Source organism: Oryzomicrobium sp. (assembly GCF_021287045.1).
Lineage (GTDB): Bacteria > Pseudomonadota > Gammaproteobacteria > Burkholderiales > Rhodocyclaceae > Oryzomicrobium.
The window spans coordinates 152,048-175,842 of the sequence record NZ_JAJTBG010000004.1 but is presented as its reverse complement, the minus strand read 5'-3'; the positions used below and the strand labels follow the sequence as shown (position 1 = coordinate 175,842).

At 66.2% G+C, this 23,795-nt stretch carries 20 protein-coding genes and 1 tRNA gene; 15 read left to right on the top strand and 6 right to left on the bottom strand.

The window, feature by feature from the left end; all coding sequences use genetic code 11:
• Positions 1 to 109: 109 nt before the first annotated feature.
• Both LWW89_RS05945 and uvrB read right to left on the bottom strand, forming a co-directional pair.
• Positions 110 to 706, bottom strand: a complete 597-nt coding sequence (locus tag LWW89_RS05945; protein WP_365781078.1) for a low molecular weight protein-tyrosine-phosphatase — start codon at positions 704 to 706, stop codon at positions 110 to 112.
• A 286-nt stretch (positions 707 to 992) separates the two neighbouring features.
• On the bottom strand, positions 993 to 3,074 hold the full coding sequence (gene uvrB / locus LWW89_RS05940; protein ID WP_293262639.1) for an excinuclease ABC subunit UvrB: 2,082 nt from the start codon (positions 3,072 to 3,074) through the stop codon (positions 993 to 995).
• A 156-nt stretch (positions 3,075 to 3,230) separates the two neighbouring features.
• Here uvrB and LWW89_RS05935 point away from each other — a divergent pair, with 156 nt between their 5' ends.
• Positions 3,231 to 4,439 (top strand): amino acid aminotransferase, encoded by a 1,209-nt coding sequence (locus LWW89_RS05935; protein ID WP_293262636.1) that lies wholly within the window; start codon positions 3,231 to 3,233, stop codon positions 4,437 to 4,439.
• Between the two features lie 95 nt (positions 4,440 to 4,534).
• Here LWW89_RS05935 and LWW89_RS05930 read toward each other — a convergent pair whose 3' ends face one another.
• On the bottom strand, positions 4,535 to 6,250 hold the full coding sequence (locus LWW89_RS05930) for a hypothetical protein (protein WP_293262633.1): 1,716 nt from the start codon (positions 6,248 to 6,250) through the stop codon (positions 4,535 to 4,537).
• Positions 6,251 to 6,348: 98 nt separating this feature from the next.
• Between LWW89_RS05930 and LWW89_RS05925 the strand changes: the two genes are divergently transcribed.
• Positions 6,349 to 6,424: transfer RNA gene (locus LWW89_RS05925), tRNA-Asn, on the top strand.
• 509 nt (positions 6,425 to 6,933) lie between these two features.
• Here the strand turns inward: LWW89_RS05925 and LWW89_RS05920 are convergent.
• From LWW89_RS05920 to LWW89_RS05910, 3 genes are all read right to left on the bottom strand, one after another.
• Positions 6,934 to 7,524 carry a DUF1318 domain-containing protein gene (locus LWW89_RS05920; protein ID WP_293262630.1) on the bottom strand — a complete coding sequence of 197 codons (591 nt, stop codon included), beginning with the start codon at positions 7,522 to 7,524 and terminating at the stop codon, positions 6,934 to 6,936.
• A gap of 73 nt (positions 7,525 to 7,597) precedes the next feature.
• Positions 7,598 to 8,908, bottom strand: a complete 1,311-nt coding sequence (locus LWW89_RS05915) for a homoserine dehydrogenase (protein ID WP_293262627.1) — start codon at positions 8,906 to 8,908, stop codon at positions 7,598 to 7,600.
• A 44-nt stretch (positions 8,909 to 8,952) separates the two neighbouring features.
• Positions 8,953 to 10,182, bottom strand: coding sequence for a pyridoxal phosphate-dependent aminotransferase (locus LWW89_RS05910; RefSeq protein ID WP_293262964.1), 1,230 nt, complete (start codon positions 10,180 to 10,182; stop codon positions 8,953 to 8,955).
• Between the two features lie 243 nt (positions 10,183 to 10,425).
• On the opposite strand from LWW89_RS05910, the gene LWW89_RS05905 reads away from it, so the two are divergent.
• The 13 genes from LWW89_RS05905 (at position 10,426) to LWW89_RS05845 (ending at position 23,791) form a co-directional block, all read left to right on the top strand.
• A complete protein-coding gene (locus tag LWW89_RS05905; protein WP_293262624.1) occupies positions 10,426 to 10,797 on the top strand; it encodes an Mth938-like domain-containing protein in 372 nt (123 codons plus the stop codon).
• Between the two features lie 56 nt (positions 10,798 to 10,853).
• Complete coding sequence (locus LWW89_RS05900; protein ID WP_293262621.1) at positions 10,854 to 12,506, top strand: glycosyltransferase family 39 protein; 1,653 nt, start codon at positions 10,854 to 10,856, stop codon at positions 12,504 to 12,506.
• 29 nt (positions 12,507 to 12,535) lie between these two features.
• A complete protein-coding gene (locus tag LWW89_RS05895; protein WP_293262618.1) occupies positions 12,536 to 12,910 on the top strand; it encodes an SMR family transporter in 375 nt (124 codons plus the stop codon).
• A 24-nt stretch (positions 12,911 to 12,934) separates the two neighbouring features.
• Positions 12,935 to 14,062, top strand: coding sequence for a DegT/DnrJ/EryC1/StrS aminotransferase family protein (locus LWW89_RS05890; protein WP_293262615.1), 1,128 nt, complete (start codon positions 12,935 to 12,937; stop codon positions 14,060 to 14,062).
• 26 nt (positions 14,063 to 14,088) lie between these two features.
• Complete coding sequence (locus LWW89_RS05885) at positions 14,089 to 15,084, top strand: glycosyltransferase (protein WP_293262612.1); 996 nt, start codon at positions 14,089 to 14,091, stop codon at positions 15,082 to 15,084.
• 19 nt (positions 15,085 to 15,103) lie between these two features.
• Entirely contained in the window at positions 15,104 to 16,045 is a 942-nt protein-coding gene (locus LWW89_RS05880; protein WP_293262609.1) for a formyltransferase, read from the top strand.
• 32 nt (positions 16,046 to 16,077) lie between these two features.
• Positions 16,078 to 17,121: a bifunctional UDP-4-keto-pentose/UDP-xylose synthase gene (locus tag LWW89_RS05875; RefSeq protein ID WP_293262606.1), complete on the top strand. Its 1,044-nt coding sequence runs from the start codon at positions 16,078 to 16,080 to the stop codon at positions 17,119 to 17,121.
• An 87-nt stretch (positions 17,122 to 17,208) separates the two neighbouring features.
• Positions 17,209 to 18,111 (top strand): polysaccharide deacetylase family protein, encoded by a 903-nt coding sequence (locus LWW89_RS05870; RefSeq protein WP_293262603.1) that lies wholly within the window; start codon positions 17,209 to 17,211, stop codon positions 18,109 to 18,111.
• A gap of 224 nt (positions 18,112 to 18,335) precedes the next feature.
• Positions 18,336 to 19,808 carry a methyl-accepting chemotaxis protein gene (locus tag LWW89_RS05865; RefSeq protein WP_293262600.1) on the top strand — a complete coding sequence of 491 codons (1,473 nt, stop codon included), beginning with the start codon at positions 18,336 to 18,338 and terminating at the stop codon, positions 19,806 to 19,808.
• A 154-nt stretch (positions 19,809 to 19,962) separates the two neighbouring features.
• Entirely contained in the window at positions 19,963 to 20,433 is a 471-nt protein-coding gene (locus tag LWW89_RS05860; RefSeq protein ID WP_293262597.1) for a peroxiredoxin, read from the top strand.
• 97 nt (positions 20,434 to 20,530) lie between these two features.
• Positions 20,531 to 21,997 (top strand): PhoH family protein, encoded by a 1,467-nt coding sequence (locus LWW89_RS05855; RefSeq protein ID WP_293262594.1) that lies wholly within the window; start codon positions 20,531 to 20,533, stop codon positions 21,995 to 21,997.
• Between the two features lie 87 nt (positions 21,998 to 22,084).
• Entirely contained in the window at positions 22,085 to 23,350 is a 1,266-nt protein-coding gene (locus LWW89_RS05850) for a transglutaminase domain-containing protein (protein ID WP_293262591.1), read from the top strand.
• A gap of 126 nt (positions 23,351 to 23,476) precedes the next feature.
• A complete protein-coding gene (locus tag LWW89_RS05845; protein ID WP_293262588.1) occupies positions 23,477 to 23,791 on the top strand; it encodes a hypothetical protein in 315 nt (104 codons plus the stop codon).
• Positions 23,792 to 23,795: the final 4 nt, after the last annotated feature.

Sequence of the window (23,795 nt, the reverse complement as noted above, 5' to 3'; positions counted from 1 at the left end):
CCCCTTCCCGGGGCGCCACCCAAAGACAAAGGGAGCCTTGCGGCTCCCTTTGTCTTTGGTTATTTCGTTTTCGTCGATACGGGTTTAGGGGTTCAGCAGCCCGAAAGGCTCAGTGCAGGGCCTTGGCCCCAAGCGGGGGAATCTGCAGCGTCGGCAGTTGCAGATCCACGCCGGCGCCCGACTCCTGGGGCTTGCCGCCGGCCTGTTGCTCTTCCTTGGGGGACAGCATATGCTCCTTGCCCAGTTCGCGGCAAATCGAGGCCAGCAATCCCTGGGAAGCATCCTCGACCATGTCGAGGACCAGATCGAAGCCGTGGCCCAGCCCGTAGTAGGGGTCCGGCACCTCAGAATCGTCGAACTGGCGGGCGTACTGCATGAACAGCTTGAGCCGGTGCTGGCGCTCCGGCGGGCAGAGCCGCCGCAGGTTGTCCAGGTTCGAGCGGTCCATGGCCAGGATCAGGTCGAAATAATCCATGTCCGCCGGCGCCACCTTGCGGGCCCGCAGGCTGGACAGATCGTAGCCCCGGGTCGCCGCCGCGCGCTGGGTTCGGGAATCGGGCGCCTCGCCGACGTGATAGCCGTGGGTGCCGGCAGAATCGATTTCGATCAGATCGGCCAATCCGGCCTTGGTGACAAAGTGGCGAAATACGCCCTCAGCGGTCGGGGAACGGCAGATATTCCCCATGCAAACGAATAGTATTTTCATAAACACCTTGCCATTCAATGCGTTGCACGAAACACGAACCACCAGCCACAGCGGCCGGGACGTGCAAGCGCGTCATTCGAATCACTCGCTTATTTTTCCATTGTAGGATGCCACCCAGGTCGGGTTTGTGCAATTTGCATTGCATCAAAGAAATACAAGCAAATGTAAATAAAGGGGTTTCATACGCCCCGCTTATTTAATCCGGCGCTATTGAAATTATTGAAATTGATGTTTTACATCGATTCGGATTTCGTCCCCGCCGCCTCATTGGCGCCGTGAAAACGCATCACTCCTCGTCGTGCACCGCAGCCCCAAATGCCCGCTCCTTGAGCTTGAACAATTCGTCCCGGGCGGCGGCAGCCTTTTCGAACTCCAGGTTCTTGGCGTGTTCGAGCATGGCTTTCTCCAGGCGCTTGATTTCCTTGGCCAAATCCTTTTCGTCCAGGGCCGCGTAGCGGGCCCGCTCCTGGGCCGCCTTGCGGGTTTCCTGGGCGGCATCGGCATCGTAGATGCCGTCGATGATGTCCTTGATGCGCTTGGTCACCCCCTTCGGCGTGATGCCGTGGGCGGTGTTGAAGGCCACCTGCTTTTCCCGGCGTCGGGCAGTTTCGTCCATGGCGCGGCGCATCGAGTCGGTGATCCTGTCGGCGTAGAGGATGGCGGTACCGTTGAGGTTGCGCGCCGCCCGGCCGATGGTCTGGATGAGGGAGCGCTCGGAGCGCAGGAAGCCTTCCTTATCGGCATCCAGAATCGCCACCAGGGACACTTCCGGGATGTCCAGGCCCTCGCGCAGCAGGTTGATCCCCACCAGCACGTCGAATTCACCCAGGCGCAAGTCGCGGATGATCTCGACCCGCTCCACCGTATCGATGTCCGAATGCAGGTAGCGCACCTTGACGCCATGCTCGCCCAGGTAATCGGTCAGATCCTCGGCCATGCGCTTGGTCAGGGTGGTCACCAGCACCCGCTCTTCCCGGGCGATGCGCTTGCGGATTTCCGACAGCACGTCGTCCACCTGGGTCATGGCCGGGCGCACGATCACCTCCGGGTCCACCAGGCCCGTGGGACGCACCACCTGCTCCACCACCTGGCCGGCGTGGGTCGCCTCGTAGTCCGAGGGCGTCGCCGAGACGAAGACGGTCTGGCGCATCATGGCCTCGAACTCGTCGAACTTGAGGGGCCGGTTGTCCATGGCCGAGGGCAGGCGGAAGCCGTACTCCACCAGGTTTTCCTTGCGCGAGCGGTCGCCCTTGTACATGGCGCCCACCTGGCCGATGGCCACGTGGGATTCGTCGATGAACATCAGGGCGTCCGGCGCCAGGTAGTCGATCAGGGTCGGCGGCGGCTCGCCGGCCTTGCGCCCGGAAAGATGGCGGGAGTAGTTCTCGATGCCCTTGCAGAAGCCCAGCTCGTTGAGCATTTCCAGGTCGAACTTGGTGCGCTGCTCGATGCGCTGGGCCTCTACCAGCTTGCCGGTGGAGAGGAAATACTGGCTGCGCTCGCGCAACTCGGCCTTGATTGCCTCCACCGCCCGCAGCACCGTAGCCCGGGGCGTCACGTAATGACTGGATGGATATACAGTAAAGCGCGGCAGCTTGTGCAGAATCTGCCCGGTCAGGGGATCGAACACCGTCAGCCCGTCCACCTCGTCGTCGAACAAGCTGATACGGATGGCGTGTTCGGCATGTTCGGCCGGGAAGATGTCGATCACGTCGCCCCTGACGCGGAAGGTGCCGCGGCGGAAATCGATCTCGTTGCGGGTGTACTGCATGGTGGCCAGGCGCTCGATGATGTCGCGCTGGCCGATCTTGTCGCCCTTGCGGACGTGCAGGATCATGGTGTGGTAGTCGTCCTTGTCGCCGATGCCGTAGATGCACGACACGGTGGCCACGATCACCACGTCGCGCCGTTCCAGCAGCGACTTGGTGGCCGACAGGCGCATCTGCTCGATGTGCTCGTTGATCGACGAGTCCTTCTCGATGAACAGGTCCCGGGACGGCACGTAAGCTTCCGGCTGGTAGTAGTCGTAGTACGAAACGAAATACTCCACCGCGTTTTCCGGAAAGAACTCCTTCATCTCGGCGTAGAGCTGGGCCGCCAGGGTCTTGTTCGGCGCCAGCACCAGGGCCGGCCGGCCGGTACGGGCGATCACGTTGGCCATGGTGTAGGTCTTGCCCGACCCGGTCACCCCGAGCAGGGTCTGGAACGACAGGCCGTCCTCCAGCCCCTCGACCAGTTGGCGGATCGCCGCCGGCTGGTCGCCGGCCGGCGGAAACGGCTGGTGCAGACGGTAGGGGCTGCCGGGATAGGTCACCACCTGGGTGCCCGCCTCCGGGCGGTGATCGGCGAGTTTTGCGATTTCAGCCATGTTAAGATTTTGTGTTTTTCAAAAACGGGCGCGGTGGAATTGCGCCCCGGGTTTTCCGGGGGGATTCCGTCTATTCTAGGGGTTTAGTGGCCGGGCTTCCCGGTTGCGTTCCTGCCCACCCCTGTTGTCCTTTCTTTGGAGCTTTCTGGAGCACCTATGACTTCCTCGATCTTTGCCGCCGTCGAGATGGCCCCTCGGGATCCGATTCTCGGACTGACCGAATCCTTCAACGCTGACACCCGTACCACCAAGGTCAACCTGGGCGTTGGCGTGTACTACGACGACAACGGCAAGATTCCGCTGCTGGCCGCCGTCAAGGCCGCTGAAAAAGCCCGCCTCGAAGCGGCCCCGCCCCGTGGCTACCAGCCCATCGAAGGCCCGGCCAATTACACCCAGGCCGTGCAGAACCTGCTCTTCGGTGCCGGCTCCGACCTGCTGGCCGCCGGCCGCGTGGTCACCGCCCAGGGCATCGGCGGTACCGGCGCCCTGCGCATCGGTGGCGACTTCCTGAAGCGCCTCAACCCCGGCGCCACGATCTACATCAGCGACCCCTCCTGGGAAAACCACCGCGCCCTGTTCGAGGCCGCCGGCTTCCCGGTGGACACCTACCCGTACTACGACGCGGCCACCCGCGGCGTGAACTTCGACGGCATGAAGGCCAAGCTGCTCACCCTGCCCGCCGGCTCGGTGATCGTCCTGCACGCCTGCTGCCACAACCCCACCGGTGCCGACCTGTCCGACGCCCAATGGGCCGAAGTGGTCGAAGTCTGCCGTGAAAAGGGCCTGGTGCCCTTCCTCGACATGGCCTACCAGGGCTTTGCCGAAGGCATCGACCAGGACGCCGTGGCAGTCCGCCTGTTCTCCGCCTCGGGCCTGCAGTTCTTCGTTTCCAGCTCCTTCTCGAAGAGCTTCTCCCTGTACGGTGAGCGCGTCGGTGCCCTGTCCATCGTCACCGCCGGCAAGGAAGAATCCGCTCGGGTCCTGTCCCAGCTCAAGCGCGTGATCCGCACCAACTACTCCAACCCGCAGATCCACGGCGCCGCCATCGTCGCCGCGGTGCTGGGCAGCCCCGAGCTGCGCGGCCAGTGGGAAGCCGAGCTGGCCGGCATGCGTGACCGCATCCGCGCCATGCGCACCGGCCTGGTGGAAAAGCTGGCCGCCAAGGGTGTGCAGCAGGACTTCTCCTTCGTGGTGAAGCAGCGCGGCATGTTCTCCTACACCGGCCTGACCGCCGCCCAGGTGGACAGCCTGCAGAAGGACTTCGGCATCTACGCCGTGTCCACCGGTCGTATCTGTCTGGCCGCCCTCAACGCCAAGAACATCGACTACGTGGCCGATGGCATCGCCCAAGTGCTGAAGGGCTAAGTCTTTACTGGCGCAACGCCGTAACGAAAAACGCTCCTTCGGGAGCGTTTTTCGTTTGGCAACCGCTGCGCCCTTCCCTGCTGTCTACCGACTGTTTATCTCAGGCGGCGCAGCTGGGGATCGGCCGCCGTGCCCGTCAAGGCCAGCTGGGCGCGCAACTGATTGGCGGTGCCTCGCAACTGCACGTCGAACAGGCCGTCGAGCCGGCCGTTGCCGTCTGCGGCCACCCGGCCGCTGGCGCCGATCAGCCCCGACTGCAAGGTCAATCCGGTCAGCGCCGTACCGCGGCCATCGCGGCGGATGCGGCCGGTCAGATTGTCGAAGCTGGTGACGCCGCCCCGGGTCAGACTGGCACCTCCTTCCCGAACTGACTGGAGCAGGTCGATACCGGTGAGCTCCCCCTTGCCAACGGTGACCGGCCCCTCGAAAGCCATCCCGGCCAGCAGCGCGTCCCAATCCTTCCCTTGGGCGCGCACCGCCAGCTCGGCGGAGCAAGGCCCCTGAATCTTCACCGGCACCAATCCAAGGGACGCGAGCCGGTTCCCGGCCACGAATTTGAGGGCGGCGCGCCCCTCCAGCGCGATGCGCCCACCGCGCACCTCCAGGCGCGCCTCGCCTTGCCAGCGGCCATCCAGGGCCAGGGCTTCGACCTTGCGCAACTGCAGGGCAACGGCGTCGCCCGTTGCCGGCTCGACCAGCGCCTCGCCTTCCACTTGATCCACGGCCCAACGGCTACCGCCAGATGGGTTCCACCCCAGGCCCCGCCAGCTGACGGCCACGCCATCGGCCCGCCGGCTCACGGTGGCGTGCAAGGTGCCATCGTCGCTATCCAGTTGCACCGATTCGCCACCGGCCGACTCGGCACGCCAACGGCCGGCGACCGCCAAAGGGCCGAGCGTCAGCAGTGCATCCCGTAGCACGACCCGGGCCGGTTCGCCCGAAGCGCCAAGGCGCTCGGCGACCGTCGGCAGGCCGGCGACCGCCGCCAGCGGCAATTGCGCGCCATTGACCTCGATGCGCCGCCAGCCAGGGCGCTCCGACCACAGGCTGCCCCAACGCGGCACCAGGGCCACCTCGCCCAGGCTGATGGTCCCATCGCCCACCTTGCTGACCTTCGCCAGCAAGGCCGGCTGCCCGGCCCAGCCAAATCCGAGCCGCTCCACGCTCACCGGGCTGTCCAGAGCTGCCGTCAGTCCCGCTTCCAGCTCGTGCCGGTAGCGCTGCTGCGGCAGCGATGCATACAGGCCGATCACTAGCAGTACGACGGCCACAAGGCCAAACAGCAACTTATTCGGCCCCTTTTTGCTGGATCGCCCAATCTTCCGGCTGCGGAATGTGGCGCCCAAACGAGAGAACAGGCCAGGGCCGGCGGGCAGTGCTGCCGGGGCTGCCTCTGGCGGAGCGGCGGTTGCCTGTCGCTGCTCGCCCTCCTCTTCCTCAACCTCATCCACCATCCCCGGGCGGCTGCTCGGCCCGTGGAAATAAGAAACCTCCGGCACCGTCAGGGTGCTGGGATTCTGGATGGGCCGTTCGGGCGTCCCCGGTTTTGCCGACTGGTAAAGATTGGCAAAGCTGCGCGCCCATTTCGAGGCCGCCTCGTCCGCCGGAGCGATAAAGCCATCTTCTTCCAGTTCGCGCAACGACTGCTCGACCAACTGGGGATTGCCCACCTTGGCCGACAATTCTCCGGCCGTGGTCTTGCCGTCCACCAGGATAAGGACCATGCGGAGATTGCGCTGGACCACCCGGGTCCGCTGCCGCACCGCCTCTTCGCCTGCGGAAGTCTTGGAATAAACGAGGTTTTCATCCATAAACGACATTCTCGCAAGAAAAGTGTTGACTTGGGTACGGTGCATCTCTATTATTCGGGCTCTCGCAACGACGCAGCAACAAACTGCATCAACGCGATTCCCCGATAGCTCAGTCGGTAGAGCAACGGACTGTTAATCCGTGTGTCCCTGGTTCGAGCCCAGGTCGGGGAGCCAAACAAAACAAGGGGTTGCACTTCGGTGCAACCCCTTTCGCTTTTGTGCCGGGCCGTTTTAGGTTCATGCACCTTGGTTGGCCGTTCGACAATGGCATGACGCGGAAAATTCCGCTTCGCATCCCGATTGCGGAATCGCCGCCAAGCCCCCTCCAGTCGCACGTTTTCCCCCAGCACCCACGGGCAACCCCCTCCCCTCCGCAGAGTCCCGGGGGCACCACCTCGCCGTCTACCAGTCCCAGCCGACCGCACCGGCCACTTCGGCCTTGATGCCTGACATGCCTCTCCATGGGCACGGCAAGCGGTGCCCGGCGAATTTCCTGGAATGCAGCAACACCCCAAGCAAAGCCCCGTAACAGGTAAGACGCAGGAAGACGACTACTACAAACGGGGCGGTTAGGGCGCAAAAGTGCAAACGTGCGGCAAAACCGCTGAAAAGCCGAGGCGCCATCTGGCACCCGCCCATGCTGGTAGCTCGTGGCGTCCGTACCGGCCCCAGCACGAAAACACTCACCAGATGAAACGGCTGTCGCTGCGACCCGGCTCACGGGCCGGCGGTACGCGGGCCGAGGTTGTCTTCTCGTGCCATTGCCGGTCCTTGCCCAGGAACCACCAGCCGGCGGGCGACTGCTCGATCCATTCGGTGCCGAAGCTCTCCCGCTCGTAGGGCAGCCAGGATTCGAGGTCGTCGGTACCATGGCCGACCTCCACCGAGCCCCGCACGTAGAGCAACGCCCGGTCCCGATTCTCGGCCCGCACCAGCTCGCTCACCTCGCTGCGCCGGCGGACATCCCGGACAGCGACGAAGCCTCCCGAGGTATTGCCGATCACACCCTGGGCGTACCAGGGTTGCAGGCGCGGGTAACGGTCGCGCAGGCGCTGCACGGCCTTGCTCAGATCGCCCCCCTCGTAAGGCAGCACCTGGATCTCGGCGGGGCTACCCTGGCCGTAGACTAGGCGTACCACTTCTCGCGCATCTTCCTGGGTACCAGCCGCCCCGGTGTACAGCCCGACGCTGGTGCAGGCCGACAACATGGCCAGCCCGGTACAAACCGCACAGCCCGCCAGCACGCGGCGGCGGGCCGGATTCAGGATTCCCATGGCGCCTCTCCAAACGAAAAAGCCTGCGAACAGTGTCGCAGGCTTTTTCGTTGCCGGGGAGCCCCGTCTGGCGTTACTGGAGGTTTTCCAGGCGCAGGCGGGTGACCTTGCCCTGGACCACGGGCAGGGCTTCGACCTTGGCGATTGCCGCGTCGGCCTTCTTTTCGACGCAGACGTGGGTCAGGATGATGATGTCGGTCTGGGCCTCGCCCTCGTCCGGCTCGCGCTGCAGCATGGCGTCGATGGAGATGCCTTCGTCGGCCAGGATGCGGGTGATGTCGGCCAGCACGCCCGGCTTGTCTTCCACCCGCATGCGCAGGTAGTAGGCAGTCTCCACCTCGGTGATCGGCAGCACCGGCAGATCGGCCAGTTGGTCGGGCTGGAAGGCCAGGTGCGGCACCCGGTTTTCCGGATCGGCAGTGGCGAGGCGGGTCACGTCCACTAGATCGGCGATCACGGCACTGGCGGTCGGCTCGGCGCCGGCACCCTTGCCGTAGTACAGGGTGGCGCCCACGGCATCGCCCTGGACCAGGACGGCGTTCATGGCGCCTTCGACGTTGGCGATCAGGCGCTTGGCCGGCACCAGGGTCGGATGGACGCGCAGTTCTATGCCCTCGGCGCGGCGCCGGGTGATGCCCAGCAGCTTGATGCGGTAGCCCAGTTGCTCGGCGTAACGGATATCGGTGGCGTCGAGCTTGGAAATGCCTTCCACGTGGGCCTTGTCGAACTGGACCGGGATGCCGAAGGCCAGGGAGGACAGGATGGTGACCTTGTGGGCCGCGTCCACCCCTTCCACGTCGAAGGTGGGATCGGCTTCAGCGTAGCCCAGACGCTGGGCTTCCTTGAGCACCGTCTCGAAGGACAGGCCCTTGTCGCGCATCTCGGACAGGATGAAGTTGGTGGTGCCGTTGATGATGCCGGCGATCCACTGGATGCGGTTGGCGGTCAGGCCTTCGCGCACCGCCTTGATGATGGGGATGCCCCCGGCCACGGCGGCCTCGAAGGCCACCATGACGCCCTTTTCACGGGCCTTGGCGAAGATTTCGTTGCCATGGACGGCCAGCAGCGCTTTGTTGGCGGTGACCACGTGCTTACCGTTTTCGATGGCCTTGAGCACCAGCTCCTTGGCTATGCCGTAGCCGCCGATGAGTTCCACCACGATGTCGACGCTGGGATCGGTGACCACCGCGAAGGCGTCGTCCACCACCTTGCAGGCGCCGCCGGTGACCGACTGGGCCCGGGCAACGTCCTTGTCGGCCACCACCGTAATCTGAATGGGACGCCCCGCGCGGCGGGTAATCTCCTCGGCGTTGCGCTGCAGAACGGTGAACGTACCGCCCCCGACGGTACCGATGCCCAAAAGGCCGACATTGATGGGTTTCATAGACTCTTACTTGTAGGTGAAAGGAATCGTTCTAGTAAGCGGCCTCAGGCGTGGCCGTGACGCTTGCGGTAGCCGTCGAGGAAGCGTGCGATGCGGCCGACGGCCTCGCGCAGATCGTCCTCGTGCGGCAGGAAGACCAGCCGGAAGTGGTCCGGATGGCCCCAGTTGAAGCCGGTGCCCTGCACCAGCAACACCTTTTCGGCTTCCAGCAGTTCGCAGATGAACTGCTGGTCGTCGGCGATCGGGTACATCTTGGGATCGAGGCGCGGGAACATGTAGAGCGTGGCCTTGGGCTTGACGCAGCTCACCCCGGGGATCGAGGTGATCAGCTCATGGGCCAGGTCGCGCTGGCGGCGCATGCGGCCGCCCGGGGCCACCAGGTCGTTGATGCTCTGGTAACCGCCCAGGGCGGTCTGGATGGCGAACTGGCCCGGCACGTTGGCGCACAAGCGCATCGAGGCCAGCATGTTGAGGCCCTCGATGTAATCCTGGGCGTGGCGCTTGTCGCCGGACACCACCATCCAGCCGGCCCGGTAGCCACAGGACCGGTAGTTCTTGGACAGTCCGTTGAAGGTGATGGTCAGCACGTCCTCGGACAGGGAGCCGATCGAGGTGTGGGTCACCCCGTCGTAGAGCACCTTGTCGTACACCTCGTCGGCGTAGATGATCAGCTGGTGCTGGCGGGCGATCTCGACGATCTCGCGCAGCAGGTCGTCCGGGTACAGGGCCCCGGTCGGGTTGTTCGGGTTGATCAGGACGATGGCCCGGGTGTTGTCGGTGATCTTGCTGCGGATGTCGTCCAGGTCGGGCAGCCAGCCGGCGCCCTCGTCGCAGATGTAATGGCGCGGCGTACCGCCGGACAGGCTCACGGCGGCGGTCCACAGCGGATAGTCGGGCGCCGGCACCAGCACCTCGTCGCCGTGGTTGAGCAGGGCGTTCATGGCCATCACGATCAACTCGGACACGCCGTTGCCGATGTAGATGTCCTCCAGCCCCACGCCCTTGACCTTCTTCTCCTGGGTGTAGTGCATGATCGCCTTGCGGGCGGAGAAGATGCCCTTGGAGTCGGAGTAGCCCGCCGAATTGGGCAGGTTGCGGATCATGTCCTGCTGGATTTCCTCGGGCGCGTCGAAGCCGAAGGAGGCCAGGTTGCCGATGTTGAGCTTGATGATCTTCTGCCCCTCTTCCTCCATCTGCTTAGCTCGGGCCAGCACCGGTCCACGGATGTCGTAGCAGACGTTGGCGAGCTTGGCGGATTTCAGGATCGGTTGCATGGCAGTGGGCGCGTCGTTGGCGTCGGAAAAAGATTCGGTAAGCGTGCCGGAAGGGCTTGAAAGATCACTCATGGCTTTGGCGGCCGGACGGGGCCGCCCGCGGCGCCCCCTGAGCCATCCCGGCGGGATCGCATCGCACGGATGCGCACCCTGCAAAAACGGCCCGGCCTAACTTGTCGGGAAAGCCTATAATCCTACCCTTTCTTAACGCGTTGTGCATCGCAACGGACATCCCCGGCACCGATGAAGCTCCACCTCTCCAAAACCGACGGTCTCTACACCTTCTCCGGGTACGGCGAGGGCTACGTGCTGGTCAATGGAATACGCCACGAAAACAACGTCCTGGTCACCCCCACCCGCCTCACCCCGGGCTGGACCGGCCATGACTTCGACGCCCTGACCGCCGAGGATTTCGAGCTGCTCGCCGCCACCGACGCCGAGATCGTCATTCTCGGCACCGGCAACGCCCTGCGCTTTCCCCATCCGCGCCTGACCCAATCCCTGCTCGCCGCCCGGCGCGGCCTGGAGGTGATGGATGCCCAGGCCGCCTGCCGCACCTACAACATCCTGGCCGCCGAGGACCGCAAGGTCGCCTGCGCCCTGCTCCTGCCCTGAACGGCTCCTGCCGTCCCGCCACCCGCGCCCTGCCCGCTCATCGCCCATAAAAAACAATGGAATTCCGCAGCCGACGCTCCCTCTTCCTCTTTCTCCTCATCGTGGTGGTGGTCTGGTTCAGCAACCTGGAATACCGCAAGCTGGTCCGGCCCGACGAAGGCCGCTACGCCGAGATCCCCCGGGAAATGGTGGCCAGCGGCGACTGGGTCACCCCACGCCTGAACGACCTCAAGTACTTCGAAAAACCGGCCCTGCAATACTGGGCTACCGCCGCGTCCTATGAGCTGTTCGGCGAGCACAACTGGTCCGCCCGCCTGTGGCCGGCCCTCACCGGACTGCTCGGCATCCTGGCGGTCTGGCTCACCGGCGCCCGCCTGTTCGGCGCCCGGGCCGGCTTCCTCGGCGCGGCGGCCCTGACCGGCAGCATCCTGTATGTAGTGCTCGCCCATGTGCTGTCCCTGGACATGGGGGTGTGCTTCTTCCTCAACCTGGCGGTGTTCGCCTTCGCCCTGAGTCGGCGCCCGGGCATCGACAACGCCATCGAACGCAACTGGCTTTGGCTGGCCTGGGTCGCCCTGGGCCTGGCCGTGCTGTCCAAGGGACTGATTGGTCTGGTGCTGCCCGGTGCCGCCCTGGTGCTCTATTCATTGGTGCAGCGCGAGTTCGGCTTCTGGTTGCGCATGCGCTGGTTCTCCGGCCTGGCCCTGCTGCTGCTGGTGACCGTGCCCTGGTTCGTCATCGTCAGCCTGAAGAACCCGGAATTCTTCCATTTCTTCTTCATCCACGAGCACTTCGAGCGCTTCCTCACCAAGGTCCACGGCCGCTACCAGCCCGGCTGGTACTTCATCCCGGTGCTGCTGGTAGGCTTCATGCCCTGGGTCACCCTGTTCCTGGCCGAATGCTGGAAGACCGTGCGCACCCCCACCCGGGTCCGCGGCGAGTTCCGCGCCGACCGTTTCCTGCTGATCTGGGCGGTGGTGATCTTCGGCTTCTTCTCCGCCTCCCACTCCAAACTGATCTCCTACATCATCCCCCTCTTCCCCGCCGGCGCCGTGCTGGTGGGCCGGGCCATCGACCGGGACGCGGGACGCACCCTGCGCTGGCACATGGTGCCGGTGATCCTGTTCGGGCTGATCTACGTCGGCGCCGCCCTGTGGGTGCCCAACCTGGAATCGATCCGCAACGACAACCCGGACGTGCCCGCCTACCAGCCGTGGCTGATCGGCGCCGCCCTCGCCCTGACCGTGGGTGCCATCGTCGGCTTCATCCTCTTCCAGCGCGAGCGCAAAACCCTGGCCACCATGGTGGTCGCCCTGGGGGGCCTGATCTGCGCCCAGCTGACCCTGACCGGCCACGAGACCCAGCGCGAATCCATGTCAGCATGGGACATCGTGCAGAAGGTCAAGCCCTACATGGACGACAGCCTGCCCTTCTACAGCGTCAACACCTACGACCAGACCCTGCAGCCCTATCTCAAGCGCACCACCACCATGGTGCAGTACAAGGACGAGCTCGACTTCGGCATCCAGCAGGAACCGGAGAAATTCCTGCCCACCATCGCCGACTTCGTCAAGCGCTGGGAGGCCGACCAGAAGGCCTTCGCCCTGCTTCCGCCGGACGCCTTCGAGCAGTTGCAAGCCCAGGGCGTACCCATGGAAGTGCTGGCCCGGGATTCCCGCCGGGTGATCGTGCGCAAGCCCCAGCCCTGAACCTGCCCGCCTGACTTTTCCACCGCCTCATGACTGCCATCAGTTTCGCCCTCATCCTCACCGGCGTGCTGCTCAACGCCGCCGCCCAATTGCTGCTCAAGGCCGGCACCAACGCCGTCGGCCATTTCGACTTCCAGTTGCAAAACGTCCTGCCCGTGGGACTCAAGCTCGCCTTCGAGCCCCACATCATGGGCGGCATGGCCTGCTACGCCGTCAGCCTGGTGGTGTGGATCATGGCCCTGTCCCGGGTGCCGGTGTCGATCGCCTACCCGATGCTTTCCATCGGCTACGTGATCAACGCCTTCATCGCCTGGCAATGGTTCGGAGAACCACTGGTCACCCAGAAGCTGATGGGCATCGGCTTCATCATCGTCGGCGTCTGGCTCGTCGCCCGGTCCCACTAAGCATCGAAGCGTCAAGGTCTTTCCATGGATTTCCTCCCCTTCACCCGGCCGAGCATCGACGAGGCCACCATCGCCGCCGTGGCCGACGTGCTGCGCTCCGGCTGGATCACCACCGGTCCCAAGTGCCAGCAGTTCGAGGCCGAACTCTCCGCCCTGTGCGGCGGCCGGCCGGTCAAGGTGTTCAACTCCGGCACCCTGACCCTGGAAATCGCCCTGGAACTGGCCGGCATCGGCCATGGTGACGAAGTCATCACCAGCCCCCTGACCTGGGCGGCCACCGCCAATGTGGTGATCAAGCGCGGTGCCCGGCCGGTGTTCGTGGACATCGACCCGGCCACCCGCATGCTCGACCTGGGCAAGCTCGAGGCAGCCGTTACCCCGCGCACCAAGGCCATCATCCCGGTGGACCTGGCCGGCCTGCCCCTGGACCGGGACGCCATCTACGCCCTGGCCGCCCGCCACAACCTGCGGGTGATCGAGGACGCCGCCCAGTCCCTGAGCGCCAACTGGAACGGCACCCCGATCGGCCAGGCCTTCGGCGACGGCTCGGGTTTCGTCTCCTTCAGCTTCCACGCCAACAAGAACCTGACCACCTGCGAGGGCGGCGCCCTGGTGCTGCCTCCGGACGTGGACCCGGCCCGGGTCGAGCGGCTGCGCCTGCAAGGCGTGCAGCGCTTCCCCGACGGCACCCTGGACGTGGACATGACCGGCCACAAGGGCAACCTCACCGACGTGGCCGCCGCCGTGGGCCTGGGCCAGCTCAAACAGCTGGACGGCTTCACCGCACGCCGCCGCGCCCTGGCGCAGCGCTACTTCGCCGCCTTGGCCGCCGCCGGCCTGGAGCGGGTGCTGGAACTCCCCCTGGCCGACTTCGCCCAGTCCAACTGGCACATGTTCCAGGTACTGGTACCCCAGGGCTGCAACCGGGCCGACCTGATGGCGGCCCTCAAGACGCGCGGCATCGGCACCGGGGTCCATTACCCGGCCTTGCACCTGACCACCCTCTACCGCCGCCTCGGCTGGCAGGAAGGGGATTGCCCGGTAGCCGAGGACGTGGGCCGCCGCATCCTCACCCTGCCCCTCTTCCCGGCCATGGCCGATGGCGACGTGGATCGCGTGGTCGCCGCCCTGGCCGACCTGCTGCCCCGTTGAACACCTCCCGACATTTCCGCCGAACCATGAGCCACGCCCATCCCGAGCTGTCCGTCGTCATCCCGGTCTACAACGAGGAAGCCGGCCTGCAGTCCCTCTACGACCGCCTCTACCCCGCCCTCGACAAGCTCGACGCCACCTACGAGATCATCTTCGTCAACGACGGCAGCCGCGACCGCTCCGCGGCCATGCTGCGCGAGCAGTTCCAGCGCCGCCCCGACGTGACCCGGGTGGTGCTGCTGGCCGCCAACGCCGGCCAGCACATGGCGATCATGGCCGGCTTCGAACAGTGCCGCGGCGACGTGGTGGTGACCCTGGACGCGGACCTGCAAAACCCGCCGGAAGAGATCGGCAAGCTGCTCGAGGCGGTGCGCGCCGGCCACGACTACGTGGGCTCGATCCGCCGCCAGCGCGAGGATGCCATGTGGCGCTCGGTGGCCTCCAAGGCCATGAACCGGCTGCGCGAGCGCATCACCCGCATCAAGATGACCGACCAGGGCTGCATGCTGCGCGCCTACCGGCGCGAGATCGTCGAGGCCATGCTCGACTGCCGCGAGGTCAACACCTTCATCCCGGCCCTGGCCTACACCTTCGCCCACCAGCCCACCGAAGTGGTGGTGGAGCACGAGGCCCGCGCCGCAGGCGAATCCAAGTATTCCCTGTACAGCCTGATCCGCCTCAACTTCGACCTGATGACCGGCTTCTCGGTAGCGCCGCTGCAATTCTTCTCCCTGCTCGGCATCCTGGTCTCCCTGCTCTCCCTGCTGACCTACGTCGGGGTGATCATCCACCGCCTGTTCAACCACGAGATCACCGGCCTGCTCGAAGTGATCTGGGACCGGGACATCCTGGCCTTCTTCCTGGTCGGCCTGGTGCTGTTCGGCCAGGGCATCCTGGGCGAATACATCGGCCGCATCCACATGCAGGTCCGCTACCGGCCCCGCTACCGCATCGGCGCGATCCTCGAATCCCCCGTCGACGATGCCGCCCCGGTCGCCGCGCCGGCCACCCAGCAGCCCTGACCTTCCCGGAAACGCCACGATGCCCACGCGCCCCAGCGCCGTCGTCTTCGCCTACCACAACGTAGGCGCCCGCTGCCTCCTGACCCTGCTCGACGGCGGCGTGCACATTCCCCTGGTCGTCACCCACGAGGACGATCCCCGCGAGAACATCTGGTTCCAGCGGGTGGCCGACATCGCCCACGAGCGCGGTATCCCGACGATTACCCCGGAGGACGTGAACGCCCCCGAGGTGGTGGCCCGAATCGCCGCCCTAGAGCCGGACTTCTTCTTTTCCTTCTATTTCCGCCAGATGATGAAGGCGCCGCTCCTGGCGGTGCCGCCCCGGGGCGCCTTCAACATGCACGGCTCGCTGCTGCCCAAATACCGGGGCCGGGTGCCGGTGAACTGGGCGGTGATCCACGGCGAGACGGAAACCGGTGCCAGCCTGCACGAGATGGTCGAAAAACCCGACGCCGGCCGCCTGGTGGACCAGCAGGCCGTGCCCATCCTGGCCGACGACACCGCCTTCGACGTGTTCAACAAGGTCACCGTGGCGGCGGAACTCTGCCTGCACCGGGCCTTGCCCGGCCTCCTCGCCGGCACCGCCGCCCTCCAGTCCCAGGACCTGGCCCAGGGCAGCTATTTCGGCGGTCGCAAACCCGAGGATGGACGGATCGACTGGCGGAACCCGGCCCGGAGCGTTCATAATCTCGTCCGCGCCGTGGCGCCCCCCTACCCGGGCGCCTTCAGCGACACGGAACTGGGCCGCCTGACCGTGCTGCGGACCCTGCCCGTGGACGGCCCCGCCGCTGCCGGCGAGACGGTGCCCGCCCTGGCGGTCGAGGAGGGCCGGCTCACGGCGCGCTGTGGCGACGGCCGCAAGCTGCGCCTGCTGGCCGCCCAGCTCGACGGCAGTCCTCTCGATGCGGAACGTTTTAGCGCACTTGTATCCGGAAAAGAGCACAATTCGATCCGGCTCTGATTTCCACCGATTTCCTGTTTCCTGACAACACCATGAAAAAAATCCTGATCCTCGGCGTGAACGGCTTCATCGGCCACCACCTGTCCCAGCGCATCATCGACACCACCGACTGGGAGGTGTACGGCATGGACATGGCCAACGACCGGGTTGCCAGCCTGCTCGACCACCCGCGCTTCAACTTCTTCGAGGGTGACATCACCATCAACAAGGAGTGGATCGAGTACCACGTCAAGAAGTGCGACGTGATCCTGCCCCTGGTGGCCATCGCCACCCCGGCCACCTACGTCAAGGAACCCCTGCGCGTCTTCGAGCTGGACTTCGAGGCCAACCTGCCGATCATTCGCCAGGCCGTGAAGCACAACAAGCGCGTCATCTTCCCGTCCACCTCCGAGGTGTACGGCATGTGCAAGGACGCCGAGTTCGACCCCGAGAACTCCGAATTCATCCTCGGCCCGATCAACAAGCCACGCTGGATCTACTCCTGCGCCAAGCAGATGATGGACCGGGTAATCCACGCCTACGGCCAGCAAGAGGGCCTGGACTACACCCTGTTCCGCCCCTTCAACTGGATCGGCCCGGGCCTGGATTCCATCCACACCCCGAAGGAAGGCTCTTCCCGCGTCATCACCCAGTTCCTCGGCCACATCGTGCGCGGCGAGAACATCAAGCTGGTGGACGGCGGCAGCCAGAAGCGCTCCTTCACCTACGTCTCCGACGGCATCGCCGCCCTGATGAAAATCATCGAGAACAAGGACGGCGTGGCCTCCGGCAAGATCTACAACATCGGCAACCCGAAGAACAACTACTCAGTACGCGAACTGGCCACCCTGATGCTCGACCTGGCCAAGAAGTACCCCGAGTACGCCGAGACCGCCGGCCAGGTGAAGATGGTCGAAACCACCTCCGGCGAGTACTACGGCAAGGGTTACCAGGACACCCAGCACCGGGTGCCCAAGATCGCCAACACCATGTCCGAACTGGGCTGGGCGCCGGAAGTGACCTTCGAGGATGCCCTCAAGAACATCTTCGACGCCTACCGTGGCCAGGTGGCGGAAGCCCGCAAGCTGGTGGACTAAACCCACCCGCTCCGCAACGCGCCGCCGTCCGGATCTTCCGCGGCGGCGCGTTCGTTTTGTGTCGCCCCCTTCACATCCCCCATCGCCATGCCCTACCTCGCCCTCAAGATCGACGTGGACACCTTCCGCGGCACCCGGGAAGGCGTGCCCGCCCTGGTCGAACTGCTGCGCCGCCACCAGGCCGGCGCCACCTTTCTCTTCTCCCTCGGCCCGGACCACACCGGCCGCGCCGTCAAGCGCGCCCTGCGCCCGGGCTTCGCCAAGAAGGTGCAGCGCACCTCGGTGGTCTCCCACTACGGTATCAAGACCCTGCTCTACGGCACCCTTCTGCCCGGGCCGGATATCGGCCGCAAGAGCGCCGACGTGATGCGCGCCGTGCGCGATGCGGGCTTCGAGGTGGGCATCCACTGCTGGGACCACGTGAAATGGCAGGATGGCGTCGGCAAGGCCTCCGAGGCCTGGACCCGAGCCGAATTCGGCAAAGCGGTGCAACGTTTCGCCGAGGTGTTCGGCACGCCCCCCCGCACCCACGGCGCCGCCGGCTGGCAGATGAACGGCACCGCCCTGGCCCTGGAAGGGGAAACCGGCATGGACTACGCCTCCGACGGCCGCGGCAGCCATCCCTTCCGCCCAGTCTGGCAGGGCCGTGAACTGGCCGTGCCCCAGTTGCCCACCACCCTGCCCACCCTGGACGAACTGATCGGCGCCGACGGCATCACCGAGGCCACCGTGGCCGACCACCTGCTCGGCCTGACCCAGGCCGCCGACCGGGATCAGGTCTACACCCTTCACGCCGAGCTGGAAGGGGGCAAGCTGGCTCCGGTATTCGACCGCCTGCTGGCCGGGTGGAAGGCCCAGGGCTACCAGCTCGTCGCCACCCGCACCCTGTTCGAGTCCCTGGACCCGGCCGCCCTGCCCCGCCACGAGATCGGCTGGGGCGAGATTCCAGGCCGTTCGGGCCAGCTCATGGTCCAGGGCGCCACCTGCTGAACCCTACGACCTCCCGGGCGGATTAGCCGCCTTTCCCGCCCAAGGCCGGAGCCCATGCGCTCCGGCCTTTTCGTTTCCATCACCCGCCATCGGCGGCAGCGTCCCTTCCTTTCGCCTGCCCATCTTTTTCTCGCCATCGGGAACTTTTTTCCCAGACCTCGGCAATTGATTCAAACGATCGTTTGATCTACATTCCGAAACTTTCCATCACCGAGGTTTTCGTCATGGCTCTCGCCCAGGTCGTTGCCTGGTTCCTTCCCGAAGCGGTGCGCACGTCGCCCGAAGCCTCGGTGCGCGCCCGCACCGTGGTCAGCGTGGGGCTGATCGCCGCCCTGGTGGCGCCCCTCTTCGCCCTGTCCTACTACAAGCACGGCCACTACCCCATGGCCAACGGCATCCTCGTCGGCAGTCTCGGCCTCCTGCTCGGCCCCTTCCTGCTCAAGGGCACCGGCAGCGTGCGCCTGGCCGCCCAGTTCGTCACCGCGTCCATGTTCGGCATGGTCGCGTGGATGGTGGCGGTCAATGGTGGGTTGTTCTCCACCAGCGTGGTCTGGTTCGCCACCATCCCCCTGGCCGCCGTGTTCATCGCCGGGCGGGGCGCCGGCTACCTGTGGAGCGGCCTGACCCTGGCCGCAGTGGCGCTGCTGATGACCATCGAGGGCAAGGGTCTGCTGCCGCCCTCGCCCCTGCCCCACGACCTGCTGCCGGCGCTCCAGGGCAAATCCCTGATCGGCCTGCTGGTGGTGGTGTTCACCCTTGCCCTGGCCTTCGAGCGGGCCCGCCAGCATTCCTTCGCCAACCTGGAGGACGCCCGCCGGCACGCCGAAGAAGCCTCCCGCCACCTGGAGGTACTGCTGACCCAGATCACCAATTCGGTGGGTGCCGCCTCCCGGGAAAGCGCGGGCATCGCCGGGGCCACCGGGCGCATCGCCGATACCATGGACGAACAGCGGCAGCGGGCGGAAAGCATGGCTGGCACCGCCGACGCCATCATCGCCGCCGCCGCCGAGAACGCCCGCCGTTCCACCGAAGCCAGTCGCCTGGCCGAAGCCGCCGGCAGCCAGGCCACGGCCGGCGGCGAGGTGATGGACGCAGCAGTGACCCGCCTGGAGCAGGCCCACGGCGCCATCGGCCAGGCCGTGGCGCGCATCGAGGAGCTGGGGGCGCGCAACAACGAGATCGGTGCCATCGTCCAGATCATCCGCGACGTAGCCGACCAGACCAACCTGCTGGCGCTCAACGCCGCCATCGAGGCGGCCCGGGCCGGCGACACCGGCCGGGGCTTCGCCGTGGTGGCCGACGAGGTGCGCAAGCTGGCCGAGCGGACCCAGCACGCCACCGGCGACATCGAGCGGCGCATCGCCGAGATCCTCGGCGCCACCCAGGAAGCCCTGGCCGCGGTACGCCATGGCGGCGAGCAGATGGGCGGCGGCCGCGACAACGCCCTGGCCGCCCAGGAACGCCTCGCCGCGGTGATCCGGGAGGCCCGGGTGATCGCCGGCCTGCTCGGCGACATTTCCGCCGGAGCCCAGGCCCAGCAGGAACGGTTCGGCGATTTTTCCAGCGAGATCGCCACCTTCGGCCATTCCACCGGCCTCCTATCCCGGGAGACCCAGGGCATCGCCGCCGCCACCTCCCGGCTCGACCACCTGATGGGCGAGCTGGACGGCGCCATGGCCCGGCCCCAGGCGGCCTGAAGCCGCCGGACCCTGCCCGGAAAGCCGCGCCAGTGGCGGACCTCCGGGCAGGCCGGGGCGGCGCCCGCCGCACCGCAGCACTTGCCGTAACGCCTCAGTTTCCTGAGAATGAAGCCGCCGGCGGAAACCACTTCCGCCCTTTCAGGAGACCCCGATGAGCAGCAGCATCCCCGCCACCGTTCCCAGCGATTTCACCCTACCCGGCACCGGCGGCGACTTCACCCTGGCGGAGGCCACCCGTGCCGGCCAGGCCGTCGTGGTCTATTTCTATCCTAAGGACAGCACCCCAGGCTGCACCACCGAGGCCGCCCAGTTCCGCGACCTCCATCCCCAGTTCGCCACCGCCGGCGCGGTGATCGTCGGCATTTCCCGGGACAGCCTGAAGTCCCACGCCAACTTCAAGGCCAAGCTGGAATTGCCCTTCGAACTGCTCTCGGACGCCGACGAAACCGTCTGCAATGCCTTCGGCGTGATCAAGATGAAGAACATGTACGGCAAGCAGGTGCGCGGCATCGAGCGCAGCACCTTCCTCTTCGATCGCGCCGGCAAGCTCGCCCAGGAATGGCGCGGCGTGAAGGTCCCGGGCCACGCCGAAGCCGTGCTGGCCGCCCTGCGCGCCCTGTAGCCGCACCGCCCCCTCTTTCACCTCGCAGTACCGCAGCCCCCGTTGTCGCAGCGCCTGTTGTCCCCAGTATCGTCATCAACGAACGCAAGGAAACTCCATGGCCCGCCAATCCGCCGCGCAAGCCAAAGCCGTACCGAAAGCCGCCGCCAAGTCCGCCAAGAAAACGGCTGCCGCCTCCCCCTCCAAGCTGTTCGTCCTCGACACCAACGTGCTGATGCACGATCCCACCAGTCTGTTCCGCTTCGAGGAGCACGACATCTACCTCCCGATCATGACCCTGGAGGAGCTGGACAACCACAAGAAGGGCATGTCGGAAATCTCGCGCAACGTCCGCCAGGTGTCGCGCACCCTGGACGAGCTGGTTTCCAGCAGCGAGGACATCGACGTAGGGGTGGACCTCACCGGCCCCTCCAGCAAGCTGGCCACCGGGCGACTGTTCCTGCAGACCGAGGCCATCTCCGGCGAACTGCCCACGGCGCTGCCCACCGGCAAGGCCGACAACCACATCCTGTCGGTGCTGGTGCACCTGCAGCGCAAGCATCCGAAGCGCCAGGTGATCCTGGTGTCCAAGGACATCAACATGCGCATCAAGGCCCGCGCCCTGGGCCTGGCCGCCGAAGACTACTTCAACGACAAGGTGCTGGAGGACACGGACATCCTCTACGCCGGCACCCAGGAACTGCCCGCCAACTTCTGGGACAAGCACGGCCAGGGCATGGAGTCCTGGAAGGAAAACGGCAAGACCCGCTACCGCCTGAGCGGCCCCATGTGCCCCCAGTTCATGGTCAACGAGTTCGTCTGGCAGGAAGGCCAGGGCAATCCGCTGGCCGCCTGGGTCAAGGAAGTGGCCGGCAAGACCGCGGTGCTGGAGACCCTCACCGACTATTCCCACCCGAAGAACGCCGTGTGGGGCATCACCGCCCGTAACCGGGAGCAGAACTTCGCCCTCAACCTGCTGATGAACCCGGAGATCGACTTCGTCACCCTGCTCGGCCAGGCCGGCACCGGCAAGACCTTGCTGACCCTGGCGGCGGGCCTGACCCAGGTGCTGGAGAGCAAGCTCTACGCCGAGATCATCATGACCCGGGTGACCGTGCCGGTGGGCGAGGACATCGGCTTCCTGCCCGGCACCGAGGAAGAAAAGATGGCCCCCTGGATGGGTGCCCTGGAGGACAACCTGGAGGTCCTCAACAAGACCGACGACGAGGCCGGCTCCGGCGACTGGGGCCGGGCCGCCACCCAGGACCTGATCCGCAGCCGCATCAAGGTGAAATCCCTCAACTTCATGCGCGGCCGCACCTTCCTCAGCAAGTACCTGATCATCGACGAGGCCCAGAACCTCACGCCCAAGCAGATGAAGACCCTGATTACCCGGGCCGGCCCGGGCACCAAGGTGGTCTGCCTGGGCAACATCGCCCAGATCGACACCCCTTACCTGACCGAGGGCTCGTCGGGCCTCACCTACGTGGTGGATCGCTTCAAGGGCTGGCCCCACTCCGGCCACGTCACCCTGGCGCGGGGCGAGCGCTCCCGCCTGGCCGATCACGCCGCCGAGGTGCTATGATTTGCTGACCATATGAACCTCCCGCGACCGCCCCGAGCACCGCTCCCGGCGGTCGTGTCTTTTCACGCGTAACGGACAGAGCTGTTTATGAAACGACGCGCCTTCCTCGCCGCTTCGGCGTTCCTCTCCCTCTTTTCCGCCGCCCCCGCCCTGGCCAAGCCGGTCCAGAAAAAAGGTGCAACGGCCAAGACACCCGCCAAGGGCACTGCCAAGACTGCCGCCAAACCCGTCGCCAAAGGCCACGGCAAACCCGCGCTCCATCATCGCGGCACCACCGCCGGCCTGCGCGATACCGGCGGTGGCAGCGGTTTCCGCCAGAGCCGCCCCATGGCGGCCGCCTCCCTTACCCCGCCGCCCCAGTTCGAGTGGCGCGAATACCAGATCACCGGCAAGCTCCAGGCCAAGCTGCCCGGCCGCGGCCGCAGCCGCGCCTGGATTCCCCTCCCCCGGGAATCCGACTGGCAGCGGGACATGGACGTGACCTGGAAGGGCAACTTCGAGCGCATCGGCTTGAAGCGTGACCCGGGCAGCGACCTCACCTTCCTGGTGGCCGACTGGAAGGACGGCACCACGCCGGAACTGGAAATCACCACCCGGGTGGCCACCCGCCAGCGCCTCTTCGACATCACCCGGCGCGGCAACCGCAACGAGGACGAGGAAACCCTGCAGCGCTTTCTCCAGGGCAGCAGCAAACTGCCCCTGGACGGTGCCATCGCCGACGCCGCCGAACGCATCACCGGCCGCATCCGCGAACCCATGCCCCAGGCCCGGGCCTTTTACGACTGGATCATCGACCAGCCCCTCAAGTCCAGCGCCGCCAACCAGTGCGCCAGCGGCGACCTCCAGGCCCTGGTCGGCCCCGGCGGCCAGATCACCCTGTGCGACGACGCCCTGGGCTGGAACGCCAGCGCCCTGTTCGTCGGCCTGTGCCGCGCCTCGGGCATCCCCGCCCGGGTGGTCTATGGCCAGCGCATCGGCGAATCGCGCCAATTCCCCAGCCTGGGCGCCACCGGCAACGTGGCCACGGCCCAGCACTGCCGGGCCGAGTTCTACGTGGCCGCCTACGGCTGGGTGCCGGTGGACCCGGCGGATGCGCGTCGTGCCATGATCCAGGACAACCTGCGCAGCGATGACGCCAAGACCGTCGCCCTGAAGCGCCGCTTGTTCGGCTTCTGGGAAATGAACTGGATCGCCTACCACACCGGCGGCGACGTGCGCCTGCCCGGCGGACCGGACCGGCCCCTGGGCTGGGTGATCGCGCCCCAGGTCGCCCTGGGCGACGGCCCCGAGGCCGTCCTGCTGCCGGCGGATGCGGTCGTCTGGCAGCAGGAATCCCGGGGCGTGGATAGCTGATAGCCGGTCCGGGGCGGGCCTTGACGGCTTTTTTACCGTCCCGGCCCGCTTCTTGACGGACGTCTTGCGCGGCAGGGCCTACTCTGAAGCCATACGGATCAGCGATCCGGGTTACGAGGAAGCCTCATGAAGCGCGCCATCTGCGTCGGCATCGCCCTGGAAAAGGGGCTGCTGCGGGTCGCCACCCGCATTCCCAAACGACAGGGCGAAGAGATCGTTTTCCAGACCTTCGCCTCCGACTCCCAGGGCCATGCCGCCCTCGCCCAGGCTCTCAAGCGCTGGGAAGCCCCTCTGCGACTGGCGGTGGCCGCTGCCGGCGCCGCCGCCGTCACCCTGGCCGTGGGCCTGGCCGACGTGCCACGCCGGGAAGTGATCCTGGTTTCCCCGGCCGTCGCCTCCCAGCCCGCCGACCTCGCCCGTTTCGCCTCCCGGGCACCGTAACGCC